General features: G+C 49.3%; 24 protein-coding genes and 1 pseudogene. 11 read left to right on the forward strand and 14 right to left on the reverse strand.

Translation table 11 applies throughout. The features are described 5' to 3' along the window. Positions 1-220: 220 nt before the first annotated feature. From C9I92_RS03275 to C9I92_RS03285, 3 genes and pseudogenes are all read left to right on the forward strand, one after another. A complete protein-coding gene (locus C9I92_RS03275; protein WP_047887861.1) occupies positions 221-817 on the forward strand; it encodes a hypothetical protein in 597 nt (198 codons plus the stop codon). A gap of 92 nt (positions 818-909) precedes the next feature. After that, on the forward strand, positions 910-1,521 hold the full coding sequence (locus C9I92_RS03280; RefSeq protein WP_047887860.1) for a hypothetical protein: 612 nt from the start codon (positions 910-912) through the stop codon (positions 1,519-1,521). Positions 1,522-1,593: 72 nt separating this feature from the next. Further along, positions 1,594-1,827 (forward strand): annotated as a pseudogene (locus tag C9I92_RS03285) (transposase domain-containing protein); the annotation flags it as partial. A 170-nt stretch (positions 1,828-1,997) separates the two neighbouring features. On the opposite strand, the gene C9I92_RS03290 reads toward C9I92_RS03285, so the two are convergent. From C9I92_RS03290 to C9I92_RS03310, 5 genes are all read right to left on the reverse strand, one after another. Further along, positions 1,998-2,456: a hypothetical protein gene (locus C9I92_RS03290; protein ID WP_047887859.1), complete on the reverse strand. Its 459-nt coding sequence runs from the start codon at positions 2,454-2,456 to the stop codon at positions 1,998-2,000. After that, positions 2,453-4,435: a site-specific integrase gene (locus C9I92_RS03295; protein ID WP_047887858.1), complete on the reverse strand. Its 1,983-nt coding sequence runs from the start codon at positions 4,433-4,435 to the stop codon at positions 2,453-2,455. Before C9I92_RS03295 ends, C9I92_RS03290 begins: the two co-directional genes overlap by 4 nt. Before the next feature lie 3 nt (positions 4,436-4,438). Further along, positions 4,439-6,301, reverse strand: a complete 1,863-nt coding sequence (locus C9I92_RS03300) for a hypothetical protein (RefSeq protein ID WP_047887857.1) — start codon at positions 6,299-6,301, stop codon at positions 4,439-4,441. Next, positions 6,298-7,893, reverse strand: coding sequence for a site-specific integrase (locus C9I92_RS03305; protein WP_047887856.1), 1,596 nt, complete (start codon positions 7,891-7,893; stop codon positions 6,298-6,300). The genes C9I92_RS03300 and C9I92_RS03305 overlap by 4 nt, the downstream gene beginning before the upstream one ends. A 215-nt stretch (positions 7,894-8,108) precedes the next feature. Then, the gene (locus C9I92_RS03310) at positions 8,109-8,555 is read right to left on the reverse strand and encodes a YcgN family cysteine cluster protein (RefSeq protein WP_107193804.1); all 447 of its coding nucleotides are present in this window, start codon (positions 8,553-8,555) and stop codon (positions 8,109-8,111) included. Positions 8,556-8,837: 282 nt separating this feature from the next. Here C9I92_RS03310 and C9I92_RS03315 point away from each other — a divergent pair, with 282 nt between their 5' ends. Beyond that, positions 8,838-9,086, forward strand: a complete 249-nt coding sequence (locus C9I92_RS03315) for a YkgJ family cysteine cluster protein (protein WP_047887578.1) — start codon at positions 8,838-8,840, stop codon at positions 9,084-9,086. A 50-nt stretch (positions 9,087-9,136) separates the two neighbouring features. Here the strand turns inward: C9I92_RS03315 and C9I92_RS03320 are convergent, their stop codons facing one another. Together C9I92_RS03320 and C9I92_RS03325 are read right to left on the reverse strand one after the other, a co-directional pair. Continuing rightward, positions 9,137-9,382, reverse strand: coding sequence for a TIGR02647 family protein (locus C9I92_RS03320; protein ID WP_047887577.1), 246 nt, complete (start codon positions 9,380-9,382; stop codon positions 9,137-9,139). Positions 9,383-9,623: 241 nt separating this feature from the next. After that, complete coding sequence (locus C9I92_RS03325; protein ID WP_047887576.1) at positions 9,624-10,505, reverse strand: Tim44 domain-containing protein; 882 nt, start codon at positions 10,503-10,505, stop codon at positions 9,624-9,626. A gap of 260 nt (positions 10,506-10,765) precedes the next feature. Between C9I92_RS03325 and C9I92_RS03330 the strand changes: the two genes are divergently transcribed. The 3 genes from C9I92_RS03330 to C9I92_RS03340 all read left to right on the forward strand — a co-directional run bounded on the left by C9I92_RS03330 (position 10,766) and on the right by C9I92_RS03340 (position 13,914). Continuing rightward, the gene (locus tag C9I92_RS03330; protein ID WP_047887575.1) at positions 10,766-11,164 is read left to right on the forward strand and encodes an NINE protein; all 399 of its coding nucleotides are present in this window, start codon (positions 10,766-10,768) and stop codon (positions 11,162-11,164) included. 266 nt (positions 11,165-11,430) lie between these two features. Continuing rightward, complete coding sequence (locus C9I92_RS03335) at positions 11,431-12,027, forward strand: TetR/AcrR family transcriptional regulator (protein WP_047887574.1); 597 nt, start codon at positions 11,431-11,433, stop codon at positions 12,025-12,027. Between the two features lie 12 nt (positions 12,028-12,039). Then, entirely contained in the window at positions 12,040-13,914 is a 1,875-nt protein-coding gene (locus C9I92_RS03340; protein ID WP_047887573.1) for an MFS transporter, read from the forward strand. A 267-nt stretch (positions 13,915-14,181) separates the two neighbouring features. Here the strand turns inward: C9I92_RS03340 and menE are convergent, their stop codons facing one another. The 5 genes from menE to C9I92_RS03365 are packed head-to-tail and all read right to left on the reverse strand — an operon-like array spanning position 14,182 to position 20,503. Further along, entirely contained in the window at positions 14,182-15,606 is a 1,425-nt protein-coding gene (menE, locus tag C9I92_RS03345) for an o-succinylbenzoate--CoA ligase (RefSeq protein ID WP_047887572.1), read from the reverse strand. A gap of 12 nt (positions 15,607-15,618) precedes the next feature. Next, on the reverse strand, positions 15,619-16,593 hold the full coding sequence (menC, locus tag C9I92_RS03350; protein ID WP_047887571.1) for an o-succinylbenzoate synthase: 975 nt from the start codon (positions 16,591-16,593) through the stop codon (positions 15,619-15,621). After that, positions 16,586-17,458, reverse strand: coding sequence for a 2-succinyl-6-hydroxy-2,4-cyclohexadiene-1-carboxylate synthase (gene menH / locus C9I92_RS03355; RefSeq protein ID WP_047887570.1), 873 nt, complete (start codon positions 17,456-17,458; stop codon positions 16,586-16,588). Before menH ends, menC begins: the two co-directional genes overlap by 8 nt. Next, complete coding sequence (menD, locus tag C9I92_RS03360; protein ID WP_047887569.1) at positions 17,442-19,154, reverse strand: 2-succinyl-5-enolpyruvyl-6-hydroxy-3-cyclohexene-1-carboxylic-acid synthase; 1,713 nt, start codon at positions 19,152-19,154, stop codon at positions 17,442-17,444. The genes menH and menD overlap by 17 nt, the downstream gene beginning before the upstream one ends. Beyond that, a complete protein-coding gene (locus C9I92_RS03365) occupies positions 19,151-20,503 on the reverse strand; it encodes an isochorismate synthase (RefSeq protein ID WP_047887568.1) in 1,353 nt (450 codons plus the stop codon). Before C9I92_RS03365 ends, menD begins: the two co-directional genes overlap by 4 nt. A 448-nt stretch (positions 20,504-20,951) precedes the next feature. On the opposite strand from C9I92_RS03365, the gene C9I92_RS03370 reads away from it, so the two are divergent. From C9I92_RS03370 to C9I92_RS03380, 3 genes are all read left to right on the forward strand, one after another. Continuing rightward, a complete protein-coding gene (locus tag C9I92_RS03370) occupies positions 20,952-22,166 on the forward strand; it encodes a pyridoxal phosphate-dependent aminotransferase (protein ID WP_047887567.1) in 1,215 nt (404 codons plus the stop codon). Between the two features lie 205 nt (positions 22,167-22,371). Then, positions 22,372-22,956: a 5'-deoxynucleotidase gene (gene yfbR, locus C9I92_RS03375; protein ID WP_047887566.1), complete on the forward strand. Its 585-nt coding sequence runs from the start codon at positions 22,372-22,374 to the stop codon at positions 22,954-22,956. Continuing rightward, positions 22,956-24,338, forward strand: a complete 1,383-nt coding sequence (locus C9I92_RS03380) for an anti-phage deoxyguanosine triphosphatase (RefSeq protein ID WP_047887565.1) — start codon at positions 22,956-22,958, stop codon at positions 24,336-24,338. The genes yfbR and C9I92_RS03380 overlap by 1 nt, the downstream gene beginning before the upstream one ends. Before the next feature lie 119 nt (positions 24,339-24,457). Here C9I92_RS03380 and C9I92_RS03385 read toward each other — a convergent pair whose 3' ends face one another. Then, on the reverse strand, positions 24,458-25,174 hold the full coding sequence (locus C9I92_RS03385; RefSeq protein ID WP_084712692.1) for a tRNA-uridine aminocarboxypropyltransferase: 717 nt from the start codon (positions 25,172-25,174) through the stop codon (positions 24,458-24,460). A 10-nt stretch (positions 25,175-25,184) separates the two neighbouring features. Between C9I92_RS03385 and rrtA the strand changes: the two genes are divergently transcribed. Further along, positions 25,185-25,748, forward strand: coding sequence for a rhombosortase (rrtA, locus tag C9I92_RS03390; RefSeq protein ID WP_047887564.1), 564 nt, complete (start codon positions 25,185-25,187; stop codon positions 25,746-25,748). A 162-nt stretch (positions 25,749-25,910) separates the two neighbouring features. Here the strand turns inward: rrtA and C9I92_RS03395 are convergent, their stop codons facing one another. Then, positions 25,911-26,204, reverse strand: a complete 294-nt coding sequence (locus C9I92_RS03395; protein ID WP_047887563.1) for a ComEA family DNA-binding protein — start codon at positions 26,202-26,204, stop codon at positions 25,911-25,913. Positions 26,205-26,311: the final 107 nt, after the last annotated feature.

Raw genomic sequence — 26,311 nt, forward strand, 5'->3', positions numbered from 1 at the left:
ATAATAAATGTCTAAGTCTTAGACATACTTTTATCAGTTAAAGCTACTCACTTTTGTCCAGAAGTGAGCTGTATGGGGGGCGAGTATAGGTGCATGGCTAACTGACCTAATGGAACGGAATGTTGGTTATGTTTTTGTTGGTTACGGCGGCTTTAATTGGCTTTTTTGTGGATTAGAATAGCTATTAACTAGTTAAACTTATATTCCTGATGAGTCAATTATGAATAATTTTGAAGGTCGCTATTTCAAACCTTGGGTTGGGGATAACTACGGTCGCAATGGTAAATCTATATTGGTTTTAGGTGAGTCGATTTACCGTTGTCCACGCACATCACCGGACCGGTGCATCGAACTCATTACAAACAATGCCTCCGGAACTGAGCGCCACAAATTTTACACAAACATATTCCTGGCATTTGAGGGGCCAGAGAAAGCTAGAACACCTGAAGAAAAGAGCATTTTTTGGCATTCTGTATGTTATATCAATTTTGTTGATGATCTAGTTGAAAGCTCTCGTCTCTCCCCCTCTCGAGAGAGTTTCGACAAGGCAAGGGATGACTGGCAACGGTTACTTGATCATTTTAAGCCAGACTATGTTGTTGCTCTCGGTAAGCGACTTTGGGATAACCTTCCTACTGGTACAGGACAGGACTATATCAGCACCCTCGACAAGCCGAATCACCCTGTCCGGAGCTATGAACACTCAACGGGTACAGTGAAGGTAACATACGTCTACCATCCAAGCGCAATATTTTCCAGCGGTGTGTGGCATCAAGTTATTAATGAATTATTTGATAATGGCCAACAACTATTATAATGCTCAAGGCTCTGTTTCTAGAGCACTAACTCATGGCTAGCGAGTTATTAGCAAATATCAGGCTTTCATTACAATTATAATAGGGAGTAATAATGAACGAAGGACGGCTGTTGAAATTCATGTATTCACCGGATCCTGATGTCTCTGCAATTTTGCAAGAGGCACTCGATGGTTGGGTGTTCGGCTATTCCGAACAAGTTCGCTCACTGGATGGGCTTTCAGAAGAAGGCGTAGTCTTCACGATGGGCAGGCAAGCCGATATTGAAAGCACCAAGGCATTCATCGACTTCCACTTGCATTTATTTTGTGGTTTTTCTCTTTTTCCTATAGACAGCTCCGATATAAAGGCCTTTTTTGGTTCGGGAAGCCTATACCGAACCCTGTCTGTTACCGGTCCGGAAAAAGAACTTGGTTACCGGCTTTGGCATGCCTTGAAAAAATCAGAGAGGGATTTTTCAGCAAGCAATCTAGAGATAAAATCCGTTGGGTTGACGATAGTTGGCAAAGATATGGGCTTTGATGACGTTGAGTTCTATGGCGCCATAGCTAAAAATTTTGCGAGTAACATATTCTTGCCCAACACCTGTTTATTCGATGATGGCCGCTTAGGCACCAGTCTACAGCTACACTTTGTCCTGGATGAAAGAGCCAAGCCTGACATACTTGACGATCTCGATTGCCCTGCATTTATGAGAAACAGATAGAACGGAGGTTATAACTCGTTTTTACTCGGCCTCGACAAATCCCCCAAACACTAACAAGACCCCATAAACCCAATCGATAACAACCGGGCTGAAAGTGCAATCAATCCGCTGGTCATTTGCCGGAAAAACTGGCTGTTCGTCGATACCCCGAAAGGTGCTGAAGCCAGTGCTATGCTTTACAGCATCATCGAGACAGCTAAAGCTAACGGGTTTATCCTGTACGACTATTTGATTAAGTGTATGGAAGAGTTAGCTCAACCAGAACCTGACCTCAACTCTTTACTTCCATGGAACGTCACTCATTAATACTCGCCCCGTGGGATCATGGGGCGGATACGTTTACACGTACAGTTCTGGGAAGAGAGAGAAACAAGTCACAGAAAGCACTACTGATAGAGTTCTCTGAAACGTATTGGGGCATATACGTGTTGCGCATACGTCCCTAAGCCCCATTACACTTTGAGCGTGAGTTCACGCTACTTTATTGGCGTCACAACCGAATTTTCATCCAACAACTCTTGTTGGAGCTCAAACACCCTGAATCGGAGCCTGGCGTTCTCAGCCTCTAACTGCTTTCGGGCCTCAATTGCATTGTTTCGTTGCACCCTGTATTTATCTTTAAGCTCATTGGCTTTCTTTAACTGATGTTTTAGCCCATCAAGCTCAGACAAAGGGACATCTAGCTCAATATCTAAACCTGTTGTCATTGCTTTATCGCGGTTGAGGTTGTATTCGTCGATAACAGGTTTGGCGTAGGTTACGAATTCCTTAAACTTATGGATATAGCTATTGCCAAGCTGAGCTTCATTATTGATTCGGTTTAACGTGAGTTTACCTGTTGCCTTAACATGATGCGGCTTACCATCTAATAATCGCTGAAATGCATTGACCAGTAACCCTTCTGCCTTGCAGGATGCCTTATACTCTACTTTCATGACCACACCGCCTTAATATCATCCTTGAAGCTATCAAATGGGATGCTGTGTTTGACCAATGTAGGTTCAATGGACTGAATCTTCTTTTTTCTGGCATCCAGAATCAATTCATTGGCATAATCACCCATATCATTGATTGCCCGAAATGAAGCAATGAGGTTGTCCCGCTCCCTTGAAAGCCTTTTGGCCGCCTTATCAGTGACAACCTTATGCTCACAGGGGGCTTCAACAATATCCATCAGAGAGCAAAGGCGCTCACAGTTACGATTGGTGCAGTAGCCCCCTGTAGGAAGTAATACAATGGATTTGTCACCAGACCTTACCAAAGCGAGCAATTCACTTCGCGACATGACAATTTTCTCACCCTGTGCTAGCCGCTCTGCTTTATTCAGGGCTATGCGCTCCCCTTCAGCACCGCTTAAGGTGTCAGATACATTGTAAATTTCATCCCATGCGTCCACAGTAGATATTTCAATAGCCGCATCAAATTCACTCATTAGCTGAGTATCCATCAACAGTTGGTTGGTACGCGCCAGTTCAGAATAATTCGCGTACCAGTTGGACATGTTTATATTGCGGTGTTTAAGTTGATATTTTACTGTGAGTGCATTACCCAGTCGGTTTTTCACCATAAATACCACAAAACTCCGCCGTAAATCATGAGGGCTAAGCTTAGGTAAACCACCTCCAACCTTTAAACTTCCTGCTCGCTCTGGATTTAACAGATCGAATTCGTCAACGTCTTCGGCGGTCGCAGTAATGTTGAACTCTTTCATGTTCAATGCATCACAATTACCCTCAATCTTGTACTTTAACGATGCTTTATTTATGACCGTGTCACTGCTAAAAGGGATATCAGGAGAAACAAAGGCACTCTCAAGGTCTTGTCGCTTAGCTTCGTATTGGTCTCGGGTTAACAGACCATCTTGATAACCGTCTTCCAGTCGTTCTAACTGATATTTCCTTGCGGCTTGCGTGGCATCAAAAGCTAGCTCCAGTGCCAACTTTGCAATAGGTGCAGTATTCCACGTCGTATAAATCTTTTCGCCTTTATTTCCCTTTGTCGAAAACCCTGAGACCTTAGGCACTGCAGCTAATGTATCGTCATAGCTCTCTTTGTTCATGGAGAGTAGCTCTTCCTTTCGGGCTGCGGAGAACAAACCGACACAGATAAAACACATCCTGAGCAATGTGCCTAACCAATTCCCACGTCTGTGAAACGAAAAATTAGGAATGACTTTTCGTTCAGGCCACTTACTCGTTCTGCGAGATATCCTTACGATGAATGTCTTCATTTGCCTCTCGTTAAGGGCACTCACACCTAGCGCTTTAAGCTCAGCGTTGAACATTTCATCCTGATAGGTGTAAAGCTTTTCCATCGCTGCTGAAATCTGATGGCGATAGGAGTGATAGGTTTCAACAAACTTAACAACGGTCTTTAAAATACTGACATGAATCGTTTCTGGAAACGCAATTGCCTGACCTTCACCAGCATCAGGTTTAACCCACTGGCTATATTCTCGCTTGCGGACATAACGCGTTACAAGGCCCGCTTTATTCAGTGCATTAATCGTAGACGCAATGTGTGTGCACCAGCGTTCACCGCCAACCCCATGTAACGCTTTAGTGCATTTTTTCCATTCGCGCTCGCTCGAAAGCAAGTTGAAGTCACTTTTTCCCCAACGTGTGGCGATAGCTTTAAATATATTCCTATACGTTTTCAGTGAGCCAACAGCCATATGGGAGTTAGAGTTTGATTTTTCCTTTTGGTATTGAATCAGTGCATAAAGGTAAGACTGAATATCGTGGCGGTACTTCTCATTAATACGCCCAAAAGAGAGTGTTTTATTATTCTGGTTCAGGGCGTGAAAATCCCACTCTACATCAAAGACGCGTGACACTCCTTCTTCGTCAGAGTCAAACGTCACATACGGGTTTTCAGCGAGTTCTTGGCGAAGCTGTATAAGCTTTTCAGACATAAATTACCCATTAAAGAATTGGCTTGCACTGGCTCGGTCTTGGTAAAGCGGGTGGTAATCACCATCATCCACCTTTTGCTTTGCTTGAGCGTAGTTTTTAGGTGCTTTTTGTTTCAGTCTGAGAAGGACTTTTTTCAATACCCCCTCCACCACAAAATACTCATCTTTCGGTGCGGAATTACTTGCCACCATCTCTTTGAGGTCTTCGATTTGTTCTAAAAATGACAGCATTAACCAGATATCATTTTCTGACGCCACCAATTTATGGCGGTCACAATCAAAGCAGGCAAGAAAATCCGTGCAACGCCCCTTATCTTTGGAAAAATCAATCCCCAACTGCTTCATGCGCCTTGCTTCTGCAACAAGTTTCTCTGGTGTTGCACCTGCGCATTTGATGCCACTGGGCGTGGTCATTAATGGCTGCTCTTGGCTTTCACGGGTACGTAATTTTTTAGCATCATAATCAGACAAAATATCGCTGTGCATTACCTTGGAACCTTCGATGGCTTTACCAACCTCCTCACCCTTGGCAATAGCGCTTAACGCGCCAAACGTGGCATTTAAGTTATTATCATGGTCTGCCTGAACGCCACTAGAGTAGCGTTGGGCGACAACATTCACGGTATTATTCAGCCCCTGTGACAAAAGGAAGATATCCTCAGTGACTCGCATCAGTACATCAGATTTTGTTGCCCTGAATCGACTTGTAGAAATCCGTAACCCTGTTATTTTCTCAAGCTGAAGATTAATGCTGCCAATATTTGAACTCTTGACATTAAAAGAGCAAACCTCACCATTACTATTAAAAAAAGGGCAAAGTGGCAGCTCATTTGACAAGGGGATACCCAGTGATTGGTACATCGCCTTAGATGTTTTAAGCCATCGGGTGATCAACTCTTTAGTTCGCTGGCTAAAGCCAGTACTATTATCCAAGTTTTTATAGCCTGCCCTAAACTTTTCACCGTCGAAAACAAACCGCCCACTACCAATACTCTTAAATGAAACGTCCTTGTGACGTATATTAGCGAGCACCGATGTATTCATACCTGTCAGCATTGAGAACACGAAAAACCAATTGCGTGATGCCTGATTATAAAAAACCTGCCGATTAAGTTGCTCAAGTGGAAGCGGGCTACCATTTGCTATCGCAAATTTAGGTTTCATGCAAAGCTTGAAGCCTTTTTTCTTATTTGCACGTTGCAGTAATGTCCATCCTTTGCTTTTTACTTGTTCATCAAACCGCTGTTCATCAAAAAACGGATGAATATCTAGCAACTCATTTTTCTCAATCGCTTCCTGAAAGGCCAGTGCGCCTTTAATCAATACCCTTGATAATAGTTTCAGCTCTGTTTCCACATGAAACGCCTTATTTGCAGCCAAAGGGCCTGCTGGAACCTCTGGCAACGTCTTCAGGTCAGATTCTCGATTCCACAGCCTCAATAGTAAAGATAAGGAACCTTTAATTTCACTTGTTATCCATACCTGCTCACCTTTCTCCCGTAATTTATTGAAGTGCTTAATGCAATCAGCCATGACTGAATTACTGAAAAGGTCACCGTGGTAACCAATGCCGTCAAGATATTTAAAGTAACTGACAAGCCCAGAAAAATACTTTTGCTTTGATGGGTTTTCAGGTAAGGGGTTTAGCCGCTGGTGAATCTCCCTGACGATATCATCCCGATTTGCCAATACACCCTTGCCTGACTTTATTTGCCATACTGTCGGGACGTTACGGTAGCGCAAGCGGTAGGTGTAGGCTTTTTTTCCATTGCCAGAATTTAAAACCATATCTTCAAAATGAAGTGGGATAATAGGTGCGCTGGTCTTCTTTATCGTAATTTTGGTACGCTTACGTCCTTGCCTCATACTACCGCCTCCAAGTCATCAAAAGCGCCAATATAGTCCAGTACGTCCTCGTAGATTTCATCTGCAGAGGGCATATCCTGTGCAATTTTCAGGTATTCCATAGTCGTCGCTCTATCTTCATGACCTAGCAGTGCTGATACCCTATCCAATGCTTCATCAGGTGTGATTGATGGATTGCCATACTCATCCATTTTATTCAAAAGGTGGCGGAAGATATTCACAGCAAACGTTGAGCGCAAATTATGTATGGAGCCGACAATCGGCTTGTCGAGACCTTGGGTTAGGTTTGCAGTGTTACGAATTTCCACCCAGCGCCCAGTAAAGTCTTGTAGCCTTGTAAACATCGGTTTCCCAGACTGGGTAATAAACAGGTATTCCAGTTCGGGGTTAATGGCATCGTCACCCTCAAAGAGATGCGTATTACCAACCTCAACCTGCTCCTTGCACCATGCTTTGAATTTCTTAAGGCGTTTTTGATACCTGTCAGACTGCGAGTAATCGTAAAGCATCTTCATCAATGCGGCGGGGATAATGGTAACGCGGCTTTTATTCTTCTCTGCGAAGCCCTCAGCCGTCTTTGTGAGTGATTGGTACTTATCTCCGACACCCAAATCCATCACAGGCTTTCTAAACACCTCTTTGCCATCCTGAATCAGGGTTTCAGGGTTAATAATCTGTCCCAAATGAAGGCTCGCTGCTTCCTCTCGGCGTAACCCCGCATTACGGCAAATCATTGGGTGCAGGCAAAACTCAATCGGCAGTGAGTGCAATTTATTATTGTCACCATGACGAACCACCCTGCGAGATTTCATTAATATGGTTTGTAGGATGTTCCATTCATTATTGGTGAATGGTTTTAAGTCACGGCGTAGGTTGCTGAGGTTTGTGCCGCCACTGCGAGATGACTTAACAAACTTAATCCTCATATCCGTCGTGTGCACCTGCTTAAGCTGGTAAGCTTTCATACTGGATGCAGACGCCTCGAAATGGATATTCACGGTCTCAAACTGGAAGGGAGGGTTATTAAAGCGGATACCTTGGCGAAGACAGTGTTTATAGAAACCAACGACACTGCTCATATATTGCCTAGCCGTTGTTTTAGCCAATACACCATCAATAGCGAGATGCTTGATTCCATCTCGATATTGGTAGGTTAAACGCTCCTGCTTGTTGCGAGGAAAGGCACTCCATTCTGGACGGGGGTCATCATAGAGAGGGTCAAAGTCCCCTTCATCGTATTCAGCATCCCACTCTGCCTGTTTGTCCAATACAAAGCTGAAGTAATGGGCAAGCCCCTGTGCATCTGTACCAAGCTCAAGCACACCATTATCGATTGCTCTCGACAATAAGAACTCATTGACCATGTCTAATGGCTGGTAGCTGATTAGGTTGTCTTTGTCGTCATACCCAGCGATATAGAGTAAGGGGAGTTTCTTGATTGGGAACGTATTGCCATTGGCACGGTAGGTAACCTGAGGTTCGCCATTCTCATCAATGGATATCAATGGCTTCTCGTAAACGAAGTTAGGGATAGGTGAGATTTCTACCTCTTTTCGTATGACCTTTTTCTGATTTTCATCGCTTTCTGGCATACACACCCCACACATTAACTGTATATAAAAACAGTATACATCTGGTTTTCAACTTTAAAAGTTATCTATGTGGGTTTTCATTGTCGCGATCAAAAAAATGCCGCCACTGTTGCACAATATGGCATCAGTGGCGGCACTCTTGATTTGTATTGAGCCATCATGAATCAAACGTAATGTATGACTCACTAAAAACCATTCTCAACTTTAAAAGTTAATTAACTCTTTTTAGCCCATTCAGGTAAGTTTTGGATGTGGTCTTCCCAGTCAATCACATCAATTTCATACACCACTTTATCTCGCACAGACTCATTGGCTGCATGCATCGCGTCTTTAGAGCCGGTCAGCAATGGATGCCACTCCGGTAGCTCCTTACCTTCAGCAAGCAGACGATAGGCGCACGTGTCCGGCAACCACACGAACTCATCGATGCGCTCTCGGGTCAGTTTCAGGCACTCTTCGCCGGATTCAAAACGATTCGGGTAATCACGACATGAGCAGGTTTTATCATCCAGCAGGCTGCACGCTACATTGGTGTAGTAGATTTCGTCGGTATCGTCATCGATCAGTTTATGCAGACAGCACTTACCACAGCCATCACACAGGGCTTCCCACTCCTGATCGGTCATGTCCTTTAAATCTTTTTCTTGCCAATAGTGTGTCATCACGAAGCCTTTTTCTTGCCTTTAGTTGCCTTGCCAGTTCAACCTTGCACTTGGTTTTACCCAAGCGGTTATTCTGAACCCGATAGACATAAGTTGAACGCGGTTTTATAGCCCCCGAGCCAACAAAGTTCAAGCAATTCCGTTCCGCAAAGGGTTTTCTGATGCTGTAATAATAGTCATTATTATTTATCAGCAAGATCGCTTCCCAATTCGTGATAATTTTTGATCCGTCACGCTGGGGGTGGTAAGTTGCGCAGCCGTTTTACTAATTGTAGGTGTGTGATGGAGTGTCGTTTAGGATGTGGGGCATGTTGTATTGCGCCGAGTATTTCATCTCCGATACCAGGAATGCCAAAGGGAAAGCCTGCGGGCGTACGCTGTGTTCAGCTCAATGACGATAACCTGTGCAAGCTGTTTGGCAAGCCGGAGCGTCCGGCCGTTTGCCACCAGTTCAAACCGTGCCCTTCACTTTGCGGTACCACAAATGCCCAGGCACTGGCTAACATCACAGAACTGGAAAGCATGACTTAATGTCATGCTTTCCCTGTGCATTATCGCTCTCAGAGTACTCAACGATGTACTCAACTATCCATTTTGCCGGTCAGAATTCGTAATGCCTGCTTGGCATGCTCAACGGCCTGATGGCCAGAGTAAGTCAGATAGCCTCCGTCCGGTTGCGTCACCAATCCTTTGTCAAACAGCCGCTGTGCCGCTTCAACCATCTCCAGCGGTGCATCACTGTGGACTTTGATCCCTTCCAAATCCGAATGCATCGGGAACTTAATTAACAGGTTCATTTCACTAACCAATTCTGTTGTATATGCCATACGCTGCACTCTATGTTTTGTTTACCTGATATAAATACTAGTGGCTGACGGCGAGAAAAGTAGGTGAATAGATCAATGCTGATTCATTTAATGCCTGATTCAACTTAAAAAACGCGACCGTGTCACACCTTGTTCGCACACATATTGTGCGCAATTGTTTTATAAACAAAAAATCGCAGACAGAAAAAATCAGGCATAAAAAAACCGCCTCAGGGGCGGTTTTTATAGATTGAGTGATTGATTAAGCCTGGATGCCAACAATCAGCCAAGGTGCATTTGGCGTTTGCAGATCGCGCTCTAGGTGCCAGACATCGGTGATGTCTTCTTCCACACCTTCGATACGATCTTTATAACGTCCTGAGAATTTAATACTCAGGTGGGCCATATTCGCATCGTAGTCAGCGCGAACCAGCTCAGCATCCACGTACATCACTTCTGTGTGTTGCTCACCGTCCAGCTTTGCACGTTCCGCAGCCAGATCGTCAAACAGTGCCGGACTGACGTATTCACGAATTTTCTCCAGGCGATTCAGGTTCCACGCTTCTTGCAGAGTGCGGTAATGTTCGCGAGAGCCATTCAGGAATGCCTGCATGTTAAAGCCAGGAGGCAGGTTAAACGGCACATCGCTGTCGGTTGATGCGTATTCAGGTTGAGCCGCACCACCAAATGGTGCATTTTGCTGACGGTATTGTGCCGTTTGCTGTGGCTGCTGAGGTGAGTTCCCCGCATACGCTTCACGATGCCCCATCGGCGTCGATTTGGCGCCACGCATCGCTTTAAACAGTTTAAAGATCACGAAGGCAATCAGGCCGATAATCAGAATATCCATGAACTGGATACCGTCAAACGCACCACCGAAGAATGCTGCCAGCAGGCCGCCGGCCAGCAGACCACCGAGAAGCCCGCCCATCAGGCCTTTCTTGGTACTGGATTTTGTAGTTTGGTTCGAAGCAGGCTGTTGCTGCTTCAGCGTGTCCGTTTGCTGCGGTTGCTGCTGTTTCACCGGTGCTGTTTTATAGCTTTTACCGATTGACTTACCGCCACCAAACTTCTTTGCCTCAACATGCGGTGCAGCGAATGACACCGTCAGAATCAGGGCAAATACTGTAAAGATGCGTTTCATATTAATGAATACCTTTGCCTTTAGTGGAGACTGCATCGTAAACGGCTGTATTGGAAAGTCAATAAAACCCTGCCGGCAAATTGTTACTAATATTGATCAAAGGATGTAGCACATAAGGATGGCATGAGACATTAGGAGACTTTGAGCATACTCGACTGTAATATGCTAATAATGAAAACAATTTAGGATTTTTCCTGCATTTGTTCATAACCAAAGCGGCTTTTAGCCTTCTTTTAACCGGCCTTTAATAAGGAAACAACATGCAAGATACACATAGTAAGCTGATTGGCTACCTACTCTGGATTTTCGGATTCCTGGGTGCACACCGCTTTTACTACGGCCGTCCGGTAACCGGGACAATCTGGTTTTTCACTCTGGGTCTGCTGGGTATTGGCTGGCTGATTGACCTGTTCCTGATCCCTTCCATGGACCGTGAGGCTGATCTACGTTACCAGAGCGGTGATATTGACTACTCCGTAGCCTGGCTGCTGCTGACTTTCCTGGGCGTGTTCGGCGTGCACCGTATGTACATGGGTAAATGGCTGACCGGTATACTGTATTTCCTGACTTTCGGCTTCTTCCTGATTGGCGTACTGGTGGATTTTTGGACGCTGAACGAGCAGATTTCTGTGAAGAACCGTGAAAAACAGCTTGCCTGATTACTAGACAGGTCGCAAAGCCTGAAGAAAGTATTTGTTGATTGTGCTGTAAAGCAGGATGATTTTCTTCACAAACTGTCACTATCTTAACCGATTATTAACAGATGACAGTACAGATGCTTGACCTGAAAGGTTGATTCAAACTAAAATATCGAACATCGTTCTATAATTAAAATATACTTCCGCGCGGTCGACTAGACGGAGTTATCGCTACCGCGCAGTGGGTTCTTACACAACAAGATTTATTCGAGAAGAGTAACATTTCAATGGCAAGACGAAACGACCATACTCGCGAAGAGTTGGTAAGCATGACACTGGAGCAAGTCAAAAACTTTCTCGCTGAACACCCGCACCATGAACTGAGCCTGCGCAAAGTCGCGGCTATGATTGGTTACGTGCCGAGTACCTTGGTCAATGTTTTTGGGAACTACAACCTGCTGCTGTTGCACGCTGTAGCCCAAACGCTTGATGAGCTTTTTGCGGAAGCGGAAGCGGAAATGAAAAAAGCGACTTCACCGGAAGAAGCGCTGCAAAAACTCGCCTATTGTTACCTCGATTTTGCTTCTCGAAACCCATATCGCTGGCAACTGATTTTCCAGCACACCATGAATGGTGAAGAACTGCCAGAATGGCAATCGGCCCGGATCAATAATATGACCGGTATGCTGGAATCACTGATTAGCCAAATCAACCCGGAGCAAAGTGCAGAAGATGTACTCGCAAACAGCCGCGTGCTGTGGTCCGGTGTTCACGGTATTACCCTGCTGACCGTCGATGACAAGCTGTTCACCTCAACGCCTGTTGACGGCAAAGCCTTGATTGACAATCTGCTGACCACGTATCTTAATGCCTGGAAAGCTTAAACGGAGTTAAGCATGTCAGGAAAGTCCCAATCTCGCCTGCTGACGCAACGGCGATTTCTTCCGTATTTCCTTACCCAGGCATTTGGGGCTTTCAATGACAATGTCTACAAGAATGTCCTGCTGATCCTCATTGCCTTTGCACCGGCTGGTACGCTTCCTGTGAGCTCAGATTTGATCATCAATCTGGCTGCCGGTTTATTCATCCTGCCTTTCTTTCTGTTTTCAGCCTCTGCCGGAGTCCTGACCGACAAATATGACAAAGCCACGATCATGCGAATCGTTAAAATGGCTGAAATAGTCATTATGTCGCTGGCCGCTATCGCTTTTATCAGCGAACAGTACATGATTTTGCTGGTACTGCTGTTTTTGATGGGCACCCAGTCTGCCTTCTTTGGCCCGGCCAAATACGCACTGTTGCCACAGCACTTACAAAAAGAAGAATTAGTATCGGGTAACGCCTTGGTGGAAACCGGTACATTTCTCGCCATATTGATGGGAACACTGCTCGCTGGTGTCATCGCGAACCAGGCTGGCGCTACTTACATTGCCGCTGTCAGTGTGGTCGCCTTTGCCATCATCGGTTACTTTTGTTCACGCTGGATACCGTCTGCCAAACCCAGTAACCCGGATATGGTCTTTACCTGGCGGCCGATCTATCACACCCGCCATACCCTGGCGATAGCCCGCAAAGACAAGACCGTTTTTCAGTGCGTACTAGGAATTAGCTGGTTCTGGTTTCTCGGAGCCTGTTACCTCACCCAATTTCCAAATTTTGCCAAACTGCACCTCGGTGGTAGCGCAGCCGCAGTCTCTATCCTGCTGACCCTGTTTTCTGTCGGCATTGCCATTGGTTCACTACTGTGTGACAAGCTCTCCGGTCACCGGATTGAGCCGGGTATTGTGCCACTGGGCAGTCTGGGGATTACAGTATTCGGTGCAGGACTAATGTTTGCCACACCAGATACCCTGCCTGATTCACTCAGTGTGATGGAGTTTATTACCCACCCGGAACTGATCAGTGTTTTTGTGAACCTGACCCTGCTGGGTGTCTCTGGCGGCATTTTCATCGTACCTTTGTATGCCATGATGCAGCACCGTGCCCTGGAGCAAGAGCGGGCTCAGATCATTGCGGCTAACAATATCTGGAACGCCATTTTTATGGTGGCCAGTGCAATTTTCGCTATCCTCTGCCTATCTGTCCTGACGTTCTCCATTCCGGAATTTTTCCTGATTCTGGCTGTACTCAATCTGTTAGTGATGGCTTACATTTATACCCAGACACCGGACTTCTTCTGGCGCTTTCTGGTGTGGCTGGTCAGCCACACTATGTATCGGGTAAAACATCAGGATTTGGCTAACATTCCGGCCAAAGGTGGCGTGCTGATTGTCGCAAACCATGTCAGCTATATGGATGCGCTGTTACTGGCCGGAGCATGTCCGCGGCCGATTCGTTTTCTGATGGATCAAGATATCTACAACATTCCGTTCATCAAAACCTTCTGCAAAGCCTGTAAGGTGATTCCGATTGACGCGACCGATCGTCGCTCAGTCATGAAAGCCTTTATCGAAGTCAATAAGCGGCTTGAAGACGGCGACGTAGTCTGTGTTTTCCCGGAAGGTCGCCTGACTCACGACGGTGAAATCGGCCCGTTCATGCGCGGAATTGATTTGATCACCAAGCGCTCTCCGGTACCAGTCGTGCCCGTGGCATTACAGGGATTGTGGGGCAGTATTTTCAGCCGTGAAGGCGGGCGGGCGTTGCTCAAGTTGCCGAAACGATTTTGGTCAAAGGTCAATATCATTGTCGGCACACCGGTTGCAGGTGAAGACGCAAGCAGTACCAATCTGCGTGAAACGATTCTGGCTTTGCGCGGCGAACGCCGTTAATACTGGGTTAAAGGCTCAGGCTCAGGCTTGATGATTGACGGCAGAAATAAAAAAGCGAGGCTCCCTCTTTGTGGAGCCTCGCTTTTTACTGGTTAAATACGATAGCCAAAACCGATACTGGATATCTCCTCTCACAGAAAAAATCCCTGCATCAGAAGTCCATACCGAAAGCCCGCCTCCAATAGCGATCGTCAAATAGCCGCTTTTATTTTAATAGACGCTTTTATCGAGCCTCTAAACAGCATATCTCGAGAAGCAAGACGAGGCTCAGACCAAGCAGTCCTGATAGACCGCCCTTTCACTTTCCAGCCACGCTTTCAATGCCACGCGCGACAGCTTTATCCCACTGCCGGACAAATGCGCCGGAATAGCCAAATACTCGACCGGACGACGAAACGCCGTTACCTGCTGCGCCATATACGCTCGCAATTGTTGTTTTCGTTCCTCGTCTAGCGGGCCAACAGTTCGAATCAGCGCCAGCGGGCGGTGTCCAAATTCCGCATCTTCGACAGGTAAGACGACCGCTTGTGTCACATCAGGATGTTGCAGCAACACTTTTTCAATGTCTTCCGGCTGGATATTTTCACCGCCGGAGATAAACATGTTATCGGCACGACCCAGAATATGCAGTTCACCGTCTTTCCAGCAGGCCAAATCGCGAGTCGCAAACCACTCGTCTTCGGCAATCGGGAAAATGGTTTGCTGGCGGTAATAGCCCAGACACAGCGTCTCACCTTTGACCATCACCTCACCGTCCACCAGCGTCAATTCCCGGTTAGGCAATACCGTGCCGACACCGCTGCTGTCATCTGCGGGTTTGGCAGTCACTGTAGACGCCATTTCCGTCATACCATAGCCACACCAGCACTCTATCCCTGCCTGACGGGCTTGCTGAGTCAGGCTTACCGGAATCATCGTTCCTCCCAGAAGGACTTGTTTTAACGCCAACGACGTCGTCTCAGCAGCATCCAACAAGCGCTGAAGCTGTGTCGGCACCAGAGATGCATGAGTGACCTGCGCCAGCGCAGCATCCAGCCTTTCCGGTGCACAGACATCCAACCGGGCTCCCCGCGCCAGCCAGCGCCAGATAATGGCCATCCCGGAGATATGAAACAATGGCAACGAGAGTAACCAGCTGTCTTCCGCATCAAAAGGCAGCCAGGCCAGCAATCCTTCTGCACTCGCCAGATGCGTTTGGGCAGAATGAACAACGGCTTTAGGGAAACCGGTCGAGCCGGAGGTCAGCGTCAGCGTGGCGGGACGATGCAATTGCCAGGTAACCGGCACCATTCGTGAAGCATCCGGCGGTAACAACTGAAGGCGGGTATACCCCGAGAGATCCAGCACTGATTTAGCGGGATACCACACAAAGTCACAGTGCAAAGCTGCAAGCTGAGCATCCAGCTCAGCCTGACTCAGGCGCGGATTAATACCGACGAAGCGTGCCCCGACCCGCAATACCGCCAAAAGCAGCCAGACTGCCTGTAAGGAGTTCGGCGAAACCACGGCAACCAGCTGATCCCGTTTGAGGCCCTGCTCAATCAGCCCCTGTGCGTACTCATCAACCCGCTTGGCGGTTTCATGCCAGCTGAACTGCTGCCCTTCACAATGTATTGCCACAGCCGCCGGGCGCTCAGTCGCCCAATGCTGCCACGGCCAGGTTGGAAACGTTTCAGTTGTTGCCGCTGCCATGATGCGTTCTCTCTATTGGTGCCAGGCAACCGGACAGGCATTCAGTGGTGTCACCGGCAGTTCACAGCCAGGCCAGGCCACTTCCAGTTGCATCTGGAATAATTGCATGGTGTCCAGTCCCGGAATAACATCAGGCGTCTGCCAGGCAGCCAGACGAGCCAGTTGATTCAGTCCCAGGCTGGACTCTAAACTTGAGCTAATCACTGCGGTCAGGCCAACTGCATGGGCCTGCTCAATCAGCGACAAACATTTTTGCACGGAACCCACCAGCGTGGGTTTGATGATAATCGCGGCGACGCCAGGCTCGGCTTTTACTTCAAAGCCCGGATCACGCACGGTTTCATCCCAGGCGATATCAATACCGGTTTCATGAGCGAAAGCCAGACTTTCTTCCTGTGTCTGACACGGCTCTTCCAGAAAGGCAATTTGCGCACGATGTGCTGGTGCCACATACTTGGCAAACTGCCGAGCTTTCAGCGGGGTCCACTGCCGATTGGCATCAAGTCGCAGACGCAGTCCGGGAATGGCCTCGATAAACATATTCGCCACCATGCCATCTCGTACCGCTTCATACAGCCCGACTTTAATCTTAGCGATCTTCTCGCCCGGCATCTGATTTAATGCCACCACCAATTCATCCGGGTCACCACTGCAAAGCGGCGCCACTTGGTAGTTACCCTCATCCGGCAACATCCCCATCAGTTCCATCTCCGCCATACTCAGGCCAAAAGCGACCGATGGTAATGCGTCGGACAGGCACAATGCTTTCCCGCTCACCCAATCAGCCAGTAATGCCTGAGCCTGCTGGCCGGCTTCTTCGGAACTTTCCAGACTGAATTCAGGCAACGGCGCAATTTCACCGTAGCCCGTTTTATCTCCGTCTTTCATTTCCACGATCCAGCCGTCACGGGTAACCAGACGCTGGTTACGTAAAATAACACCGGAGTCCATAGGGAGTTGGTACTGATAGAGTTTCGCGCTACGCATCGTTTCCTTCCACTTGTCGAATCTGATTGAGGATTTGCCTGATTGCCGTAGCGACGCTGTCGGGTTGTTCGGCATGGGCATTGTGCCCGGCCTGTTGAATCACCGTCAGAGATAATGCCGTTTGTCTCGCCAATTGCCGGAATTTGTCGTCCTGCTCACCGCACAGGTAATGAACCGGAACGGATAATCTCATCAGGTCAGACAATAACTGGGGTTGTTTTGCCAGCGATGTTGCCAGCATCATATGTGCTACAGCTAAACCAAGGTTATCACTGCGTTTAGCAATTAAACTTTGTCTTTGGTCATGATTTAATGAGGAAAACACCGGCTGCTGATACCAGTCAGCCAGTGCCTGTTCAATCGGCTCTTGGGTAAAACGTTTTGCCCAGCGCTGATCATTGTGCCAGCGTGCTGCCCGCTCGGATTCCGGCAAGCCGAAATGCCCGCCTTCCAGGATGATCCCCGCCAGCTGCCCGTGACACTTGACGTCGCCGGACTCCGCCCCATTGCGTGAATCGGCGACGAGGCTGTCAGAAGGACACATGGCAAGTTGGCTCTGACAAGCATGATACATCGCCAAACGCGCGCCCAGCGAGTAGCCCACCAGCACATAGCGACCAATTCCGCGCGCAGCCAACGTCTCGTTAAGCTGTGCATTGGCCTCAGCAAAGTCTGCAACCTGAATAAATCGACTGTGACCGTGGCCTGGCAGGTCAACGGTCACACAGGAGTAGAAAGGGGAAACGGCATCGACGACCCGACGCCAGTCCCGCCCGTTTCCCAGCAGCCCATGCAGGAAAACGAGCGTTGGGGTGGCTGATGGTTCAGCGCCCCCGGCCTGAAAGGTTTCAGAGTAGAGCGGCATCACGCACCTCAGCAAACAGCGCTTTTACCAGCGCCCCGCTTTCGCCCGGTGGCGTTTGTACTTCAATCAGGGTTGCCCCCTGAGTCGTCAGTCCTTGGCGGCAGGCCTGCTCTGCTTCTGCCAACGTGGTAGGACTGGCATAGTCAAGCCCGAACATGGCAGCCGCGTGACGAAACGACAGGCCGTGTGGCATCCGGTACAAGCTCTCTTTCTCACTTTCCGGTACCGGCAACAAATCGAAAATTGCCCCGCCATCATTGTTGGTCACCAGCACAACCACAGGTGCCGTGGCTTTGGCAAGCAACGCCAGCGAGTTGAGGTCGTACAGCAGTGACGTATCCCCAATCAGGCACAGTAACGGAGCCTTTCTTCCTCGCTGTACGCCTGCTGCCGTGGCAATCAGCCCGTCAATACCGGAAGCCCCGCGGTTAGCAAAGGTGGCGATATCCGACATTTTGGCACACATATCCAGCAGACGAACAATCATGCTGTTACCAAGGAAAAGCTCGGCACCTTCCGGCAGCCAACGGGTCACATTCGCCGCCAGACTAAGCTCATTTAATGCATTCTGCTGGCCGATAATCCGATGGAGCCGCTCTGATGCCCCCTTGAGAGCATCAGCCCAGCCGTGATGCTGAGGATCACAGTCGGCCCGCAACACCGCCTGGCTGAATGCCGAAATATCCGCCTGAATGCGACGGGTGCAGCGATAGCTTGGGTCAAGCGGTACCGCTAATGGGTCCACCAGCCAGTAATGCTGCCACTGATGCAGGTCAATCCAGTGCGCCAACCGTTTCGAGACCAGGCGACCGCCAAACTGCAGCACAACTTCCGCTTGTGACAACAACGCCGAACAGTCTGCGTTTTGCAGCCAGACATCAAAACCAGCCCACTCACTGTCGCCACAGGCCTGCGGGTCAGCCAGAAGAGGCCATCCCAGTTGCTGCGCCAAAGTCTGAACTAGCGCATATTCACCCGGGGCGAGCCGACCGGCAATCACAACGCCTTTTTGGTTCGCGCATGCCTGCCATGACAGCGCAATATCATCGCCGCGGAAAACCTGGTTGTTTTGGTATTGTGTGTAAGGCTCTGCCGACGTCTGCCAGAAAGAGAGCGGTGCCAGATAGGCAGAAAAATCCTCTGAACCACCATACAGCGGTTCCGGATAATGACAGTTGAAGTGCACCGCCCCCGCACGCAGTGCCTGCTGATACATCACTTTATCAATGGTCGTCAGCAGCCAGGCAGGATTGATTTCCAGTGATGGGGTCGGCAGCTCCTGAAATTCGGTGACATGACTGGAGAAAATGCCGTGCTGGCGAATCGCCTGATTAGCTCCACATTCGATCAGCTCTTCAGGCCGATCGGAGGTGAGCAGCACCAGCTTTTCACCGGTCAGTCCGCTTTCAGCCACTGCCGGCAACAAATTAGCGACCGCGGTTCCCGAAGTCACAATCACTGCGACCGGCTCTAAAGTCGCTTTAGCCAGCCCCAGTGCCATAAACCCGAGTCCCCGCTCATCAAAATGCGTGTGCAGGGTGAGTTTGTCATTGGCCGCGGCGGCCAGCGTCAGAGGGGTGGAACGCGATCCCGGAGCAATACACACGTGGCGTACGCCAAGACGGGTCAGTTCTTCAAGCAGCAAGCCAGCCCAAAGCTGATTGAGGGCGGCACGATATGCCGGAGGTTGATTCATGCCGTTTTCCGCTCTTTTTCCAGACATTGTACTGAGGGTATTGATGTCGCATCACAGTCATCCGACGCCTGCAGCAAGCTGCACAGGGTCGAGGTTTTTCTGTCCAGCTCCTGCCACTCACTGTCAGCGGTCGAGCCCGGCACAATGCCGGCACCGGCAAACAGGTGCAGGTCATCCCCCATGATCAGGGCGCTGCGGATCGCCACACAGAACTCAGTACGTTCACGACTCAGAAAACCGACCGAGCCACTGTACCAGCCGCGGGCAAACGGCTCATGATCCTGAATAAACGACAGGGCCTTATCGCGCGGCAAGCCGGCGATAGCGGCGGTCGGCTGCAGGCTTTCCAGCAGATCCGCGTTATCAACACTGGCTTTCAGGCGGGCATCAATCCCCCGCTTCAGGTGCTGCACCTGACGCAGCCGAATCAACTCCGGGGTTTGAGCGACCGTCATGCTCTGGCAGCAATCGCGCAGGCGACTGACAATGTCATCAACCACCAAGCTGTTTTCATAACGGTTTTTGCTGTCTTCCAGCAGCCAGCGGGCCAGTTGGTTATCTTCCGACGGACTCTGTCCCCGCCCGATGGTGCCGGCCAGAGCTTCCGTGTGCAGGGCTTCCCCCTGACGCAGAAACAGACGTTCCGGTGTCGAGCCGACAAAACAGTGTTTGGCGTCCAGCGCCATCAGGAAATGAAAACTGTGTCGGTTATTGGCACGACTGGCTTTCAGAAGCTGAGCCGGCGCAACCGGCCGATCCAACGTCAGTGTGGTTTTACGTGCCAGCACGACTTTTTCGAATTCACGCTGGGTAATGGCGTCGAGAGCCTGATCAATCATGGCAGACCAGCCATTAAAATCAGGCGTAAACGTACGCGCCAGAATTTTACTCTGGATATCGGCGACCGGTGTCGCTTCTGTACGGATCTTACTCAGCGTAGCAAGAACGGTTTCTTCCTGCTCAGGCGTCACATTGACAGCCAGTTGCCAGGTGTCATCCTGACGGCTGAGCTCAAGCACCGGCAAAAAGAAAAAAGAAGATAAACAACGCTGATTCCGGGAGGTACGTCCGTCAAAAGACCGACCGCCCCAAATTCGCTGCTGGGAAGCCAGTACCTTTTCTGCCGCTTTAGGATCGGTAAAGGTCTTGATCTGGCCCAGAGCCACAACCTCTTCCCGGCTGTCACGCGATTGCCAATAAAACTTCGGAAACAGTGGCTGAGATTCCAGCCAGTCAATCAGATCAGTCTCAGCCGGCAGATCCAGCTGTACTGTAAAACGTTGGGCGTGATCAGCATTGTGTCGAATTTTCTGCTGCAACAACGCAACGGCATGTTGTAACGCGGTCAAGGTAACCTCACTCAGCTCGCAAGCGCTTGTAAAGGCTCATCCATGGCTGATAGTAACACGGCTAATTGATTAGCATAATTATCCCGGAATGGGTGGCGGGGTATCCCTGTTAAGCCCGTCATTTTTCCCTATCCTGAATCACGTATTCTACCCCAGATAACCTATTCTGACTAATAAAGTCATGATTTAACACGTTCCTTCACATTCCGTCACAACGTTAACATTGGTGACGAAAAATCCAGCGATTCCTTTCTTTGTAACATAATATTCTGCCGACAGAGGGAAAGCAGCGTCATTTTTGACTTCAGGCAGGGTATTCCACCTATTCGACCAGAATTTAATTATATGAAACTCTATATTTCGCTATTTTTACCTGTAGGGTATTTATTTTCTGCTTCTTCATAGTGTAATTTGTGGATATTCACATTATCAAACAGGGTACCTATCAATGCACAATATTGGGATGTCATCCAAACTCAATAATGTCTGTTACGACATCAGAGGGCCTGTCCTCAAGCATGCCAAACGTATGGAAGAGGAAGGACACAAAATCCTCAAACTAAACATTGGCAACCCGGCCCCGTTTGGTTTTGACGCCCCGGATGAAATCCTGGTTGATGTGATCCGTAACCTGCCGACATCGCAGGGTTACTGTGACTCAAAAGGTATCTACTCTGCCCGTAAAGCCGTCGTGCAACACTACCAGAAGCGTGGTCTACTGGATCTGGATGTAGAAGACGTTTATATCGGTAATGGTGTTTCAGAGCTGATCGTGATGGCCATGCAGGCTCTGCTCAACAACAGTGACGAAGTTCTGGTGCCGGCACCGGATTACCCGCTGTGGACAGCCGCTGTCTCATTGTCAGGGGGGAAAGCCGTTCACTATATCTGTGACGAAGAATCAGACTGGTACCCGGACCTGGACGACATTCGCAGTAAAATCACGCCCAATACCCGTGGTATTGTGCTGATTAACCCGAATAACCCGACGGGTGCCGTTTACAGCCGTGACTTCCTGCTGGAAGTGGTGGAAATTGCCCGCCAGAATAAGCTGATCATCTTTGCCGATGAGATTTACGACAAAATCCTGTACGAAGGGGCTCAGCATACTTCTATCGCCCCGCTGGCTCCGGACGTGTTCTGTGTGACGTTCAACGGCCTGTCTAAATCCTACCGCGTCTGTGGTTTCCGGGCGGGTTGGATGGTGCTGTCCGGTCCGAAACACCTGGCAAAAGGCTATATTGAGGGGCTGGAAATGCTGTCCTCGATGCGTCTGTGTGCTAACGTACCGATGCAGCACGCGATTCAGACGGCACTCGGTGGCTATCAGAGCATTAATGAACTGATCCTGCCGGGAGGCCGCCTGTTAGAGCAGCGCGACAAAGCGTACGATCTGCTGACCTCAATTCCGGGTGTGTCGTGTGTGAAACCTAAAGGCGCCCTCTATCTGTTCCCGAAACTGGATCAGAAGAAGTTCAACATTATTGACGACCAGCGCATGGCGCTCGACTTCCTCACGCAGGAGAAAGTTCTGATTGTCCACGGCACCGGTTTTAACTGGCCGAAGCCAGACCACTTCCGTCTGGTGACACTGCCGCGGGTTGATGACCTGGAAATGGCGATGGGTCGCCTCGAACGCTTCCTGCACGGTTATCGTCAGTAACCGGATCATCCGAGCTTTCCGCCGGTTTATACGTAGCGTTTGATCTCACAGTGAAGCCCCGATTATCGGGGCTTCACTGTATGTCCTTCGGGATCATACGCAACGCGACCCCCATCACCGCGCATATCAGGAAGAATTCTGTTCCTCTGGTGAATATTTCTGTTACTTTTAAAACGTTAGCCTGAATTCCCCAAGAAGTACCGATATGAAACAAAGTCACTTTTTTGCCCACCTTGCCCGCATGAAACTGATCCAACGCTGGCCACTGATGCGTTGCGTTGAAACAGAGAACATTTCAGAGCACAGCCTGCAAGTTGCTTTTGTCGCCCATGCCCTGGCACTGATTAAAAACCGTAAGTTCGGCGGGCAGACCAACCCGGAGCGTATTGCGCTGCTTGGCATGTTTCACGACTGCAGTGAAGTACTGACCGGTGACATGCCCACTCCTATCAAGTACTACAACCCGGCCATTGCCGAGGAATACAAAAAAATTGAGCTGGCCGCCGAGAAAAAACTGCTGTCGATGCTGCCGGAAGAATTTCGCGACGACTATGCGCCGCTGCTCGACAGTCAAAAAGTCTGTCAGGAAGATTATGCGATCGTGAAACAGGCTGACAGCCTGTGCGCCTACCTGAAATGCCTGGAAGAGCTGAATGTCGGCAACCATGAGTTTGCGTCAGCGAAAAAGAACCTGGAGCAGACCCTTGCTACTCGCTCAACGCCGGAGATGCAATACTTTTTAGAAACCTTCGTGGAAAGCTTTAACCTCACCTTGGACGAGATCAGCTGATGACCCCGATTACCCTCAATTCGGCTTTCAAGGATATCTGGGAAGCGCGCAAGAGCAACGAACAAAAGATGCGCCGTAATGACCATCGTTCAGCCTACCAGCGTGACCGCGCCCGGATTCTGCATTCCGCCGCGTTTCGGCGCCTGCAAGCGAAAACCCAGGTGCATGGTGCCGGCCACCATGACTTTTACCGCACCCGCCTGACTCACTCACTGGAAGCTTCGCAAATTGGCACCGGTATTGTGGCTCAGCTCAAAATCAAACAGCCGGACTTTCGTCACCTGTTGCCTTCCAACAGCCTGATGGAAAGTCTGTGCCTTGCGCATGATATTGGCCATCCGCCCTTCGGGCACGGTGGCGAAGTTGCCCTGAATTATATGATGCGTGAACATGGCGGGTTTGAAGGCAATGCCCAGACGTTTCGCATTGTCACCCTGCTGGAACCTTACACCGAACACAACGGGATGAACCTCTCGCGTCGTACCCTGCTGGGACTGCTGAAATATCCGGCATTTATCAGCCAGACCCGGGCCACGGAGTTGCCTGCGGATGTGCACCATTTTCGTCACCTGAAAGCCAAAGACTGGTATCCGGCCAAAGGTATCTACAACGACGACAGCGAATTACTGCACTGGGTACTGGAGCCGCTTTCGACTCATGACCGCGAACTGTTCAGCCTGATGCGGGCAGAGCGCGGCCATCCCCGGGAGCACCTGAAAACCCGGTTCAAGTCGCTGGACTGCTCCATCATGGAACTGGCCGATGATATCGCATATGGCGTACATGATCTGGAAGATGCCATTGTGATGGGAATTGTCACTCGAGAACAATGGCAGGAAGCCGTTGCCAGTCGATTGGCCGATTGCGGCGAACCCTGGCTGGAAGAGCGAATTGGTTTACTCAGCGAGCAGCTGTTCGGCACTCATCACCAGCGTAAAGATGCCATTGGTGCCATGGTCAATGCGTTGCTGACGTCCATCCATATCGCGCCTGCGATTCAAAATGGCATCGACAGTTTTGAAAACCCGCTGCTACAGTGGAATGCCTTTTTGTCTGAGCCAATGGAGTCTGTGCTGGATGTGCTCAAGCAATTTGTCAGCCAGTACGTGGTGCACAAGCCGGATATCCAGTTACTGGAGTACAAAGGTCAGCAACTGGTAATGGAGTTGTTTGAAGCCTTTGCGTCCGACCCTGAGCGGCTGCTCCCGGAAAACACCCGCGAGCGTTGGCGCCAAGCCTACGATCTTGGCCTCAATGATCACCGTATCATCGCCGACTACATTTCCGGTATGACGGATGGATTTGCCCAGCGCCTGTACAGCACCCTGTTCCAGCCAACCTCGGCCGGAAACCTGATTGGAATGGACGGTCAGGGTTTCTGATCCTCCGTTACACATGGACAGGCTAATTCAATAGCAAAAAAACAGGCGCCACAAAACGGTGCCTGTTTTTATGTTGGCCCATTACATAAACCTGCTCGTTACCGCCATTTACCGGAATCTCAATGGGTGTCTTCGTGTTGGCCTTTACCAGTGTCATGCCGACTGTTTTTACAACTGCCTGTGCAAGTATCAGAGCCAGTCTCTTTATCTGTCACTGTGCCCGAGTAATTACACTCAAACACACCTTCAGGCATTTGGCGGATCTGGAAATCAATCATCCGGTTAAACACATCGAGCAGCGGAGTGAACTTCTCAGGATCATTTTCAAGTGCCGACAGCGCCAGATATCCGGCTTCTACGGTTGAGACCCCCTGATCTTTCGGGGACTTGCGAATACGGTAGTTGCCTTCCGCCGCCATATCGAGCGCCACCGTTGGCAGCTGGCGTAAATTCGCAGAAAGCTGCCACATCTTATACGCTTTCTTCCAAGTACCATCCAATAAGATCAAGGTGCGGCGCTTAGGGCTAACCGATGATTCTGGCTGAGACGCCAGTTGGCTGATTGGCCAAGCCCCTTCCCCTGGGTAGACAACCCAGGCTTCCCGATCCGGCTCTGCCAGCAGAGCATTGATTTCAGCGTGTCCGGAAAAGTCTTCGCCAACCCAAAGCCGGGCATTAGGCAGTGACAAGGTCAGAATGCGCGCCGTACCAATTGCCCGTTTTACTTCAGACGGGTGTTGTAATATCCACAACTCAGTTTTAGCATCAAGGACTTGAATCCAGCGGCAGATACAGGCCTTTCTGGCTTTACCGCACTGTTCACAATATCGACTCATAGGGGTTAACTTGTCTGTTCGTTTTTTTATCATCCTTGCGATCAGTTTCCTGGCATTGGCACAACTGCCAGTGATTCAGCCTATCCTTGACTGGCAACGCAATGCTATCGACCACGGTGAGATTTGGCGACTGATTACGGGAAATCTGACTCATACTAACTGGCCACACATGATAATGAACAGTCTGGCGTTGGCAATTATAACTTTCATTTTCCGCCGCCATCTCACCCCAGCCATTCTGCTGAAACTGATTCTGGGGCTGTCCTGCTGTGTCGGATTATCACTGCTTTGGTCTGACATGAACCGATACGCAGGATTATCCGGTGTGTTACACGGGCTGTTCGCTTGGGGGGCTATCCGAGATATTGAGCAGGAAGACAAAAGCGGTTGGTTACTGCTTGCTGGAGTCACCGCTAAAGTACTGTGGGAACAATGGTTTGGTGGTTCAGCCAGTTCAGCAGCCCTCATCAATGCCCGGGTTGCAGTAGAAGCACACCTTGCTGGAGCTGTGGCAGGCACAATCTGGGGGACTTGCCACGTATGGACCAAAAGGCACTGGCTTCGCCGTTCCTGAAGCCATCTGCATAAAGATAACTGCACTTTCGGCATAGCCAGTACCTGATTTGATTAAAGACAGCCGTTAACTACACAAAGCAATATGTTGTCTGCGGAGTCGAGAAGCCTACTGATCTACGGAGAAGCTCACGGCTCTATACCGTAATTCAGATACACCATGTTAAAGCTGAATACGGTCACGATTTTTGTCCACCGTCGCCGGCCCAATCCCCTTCACTTCAGAGAGTTGCTCAATCGATTCAAACTGACCATGTGTATCACGGTATTCGATGATACTGACAGCTTTCTCAGGCCCTACACCCAGCAAGAGTTTGTCCAGCTCTTCGGCATTCGCCGTATTGATGTTGACCGTAATTTCAATGCCTTCATGCTTGTTGTCATTGGCTTGTGCCATACCCAGCGGCAGACCGGCAACAACTACGGCCAGTACCAGTGCTTTCAACGTCGTTTTCATTATGATCTCCTAAAAGAACAGTCGTAGCAGGATTTGCTCTGCATAAAATGAAAAACTCTCGCCGCACCGTAAATCGAAATGCGTTTCCACCAGTCCAAAAAACGACG

The sequence above is a fragment of the Photobacterium ganghwense genome (assembly GCF_003025595.1).
GTDB lineage: Bacteria > Pseudomonadota > Gammaproteobacteria > Enterobacterales > Vibrionaceae > Photobacterium > Photobacterium ganghwense.

Bases quoted from the DNA above. Each gene is read 5' to 3' on its own strand.
- C9I92_RS03275 (WP_047887861.1), top strand. From the start codon at position 221: ATGAATAATTTTGAAGGTCGCTATTTCAAACCTTGGGTTGGGGATAAC.
- C9I92_RS03280 (WP_047887860.1), top strand. From the start codon at position 910: ATGAACGAAGGACGGCTGTTGAAATTCATGTATTCACCGGATCCTGAT.
- C9I92_RS03290 (WP_047887859.1), bottom strand. From the start codon at position 2,456: ATGAAAGTAGAGTATAAGGCATCCTGCAAGGCAGAAGGGTTACTGGTC.
- C9I92_RS03295 (WP_047887858.1), bottom strand. From the start codon at position 4,435: ATGTCTGAAAAGCTTATACAGCTTCGCCAAGAACTCGCTGAAAACCCG.
- C9I92_RS03300 (WP_047887857.1), bottom strand. From the start codon at position 6,301: ATGAGGCAAGGACGTAAGCGTACCAAAATTACGATAAAGAAGACCAGC.
- C9I92_RS03305 (WP_047887856.1), bottom strand. From the start codon at position 7,893: ATGCCAGAAAGCGATGAAAATCAGAAAAAGGTCATACGAAAAGAGGTA.
- C9I92_RS03310 (WP_107193804.1), bottom strand. From the start codon at position 8,555: ATGACACACTATTGGCAAGAAAAAGATTTAAAGGACATGACCGATCAG.
- C9I92_RS03315 (WP_047887578.1), top strand. From the start codon at position 8,838: ATGGAGTGTCGTTTAGGATGTGGGGCATGTTGTATTGCGCCGAGTATT.
- C9I92_RS03320 (WP_047887577.1), bottom strand. From the start codon at position 9,382: ATGGCATATACAACAGAATTGGTTAGTGAAATGAACCTGTTAATTAAG.
- C9I92_RS03325 (WP_047887576.1), bottom strand. From the start codon at position 10,505: ATGAAACGCATCTTTACAGTATTTGCCCTGATTCTGACGGTGTCATTC.
- C9I92_RS03330 (WP_047887575.1), top strand. From the start codon at position 10,766: ATGCAAGATACACATAGTAAGCTGATTGGCTACCTACTCTGGATTTTC.
- C9I92_RS03335 (WP_047887574.1), top strand. From the start codon at position 11,431: ATGGCAAGACGAAACGACCATACTCGCGAAGAGTTGGTAAGCATGACA.
- C9I92_RS03340 (WP_047887573.1), top strand. From the start codon at position 12,040: ATGTCAGGAAAGTCCCAATCTCGCCTGCTGACGCAACGGCGATTTCTT.
- menE (WP_047887572.1), bottom strand. From the start codon at position 15,606: ATGGCAGCGGCAACAACTGAAACGTTTCCAACCTGGCCGTGGCAGCAT.
- menC (WP_047887571.1), bottom strand. From the start codon at position 16,593: ATGCGTAGCGCGAAACTCTATCAGTACCAACTCCCTATGGACTCCGGT.
- menH (WP_047887570.1), bottom strand. From the start codon at position 17,458: ATGCCGCTCTACTCTGAAACCTTTCAGGCCGGGGGCGCTGAACCATCA.
- menD (WP_047887569.1), bottom strand. From the start codon at position 19,154: ATGAATCAACCTCCGGCATATCGTGCCGCCCTCAATCAGCTTTGGGCT.
- C9I92_RS03370 (WP_047887567.1), top strand. From the start codon at position 20,952: ATGCACAATATTGGGATGTCATCCAAACTCAATAATGTCTGTTACGAC.
- yfbR (WP_047887566.1), top strand. From the start codon at position 22,372: ATGAAACAAAGTCACTTTTTTGCCCACCTTGCCCGCATGAAACTGATC.
- C9I92_RS03380 (WP_047887565.1), top strand. From the start codon at position 22,956: ATGACCCCGATTACCCTCAATTCGGCTTTCAAGGATATCTGGGAAGCG.
- C9I92_RS03385 (WP_084712692.1), bottom strand. From the start codon at position 25,174: ATGAGTCGATATTGTGAACAGTGCGGTAAAGCCAGAAAGGCCTGTATC.
- C9I92_RS03395 (WP_047887563.1), bottom strand. From the start codon at position 26,204: ATGAAAACGACGTTGAAAGCACTGGTACTGGCCGTAGTTGTTGCCGGT.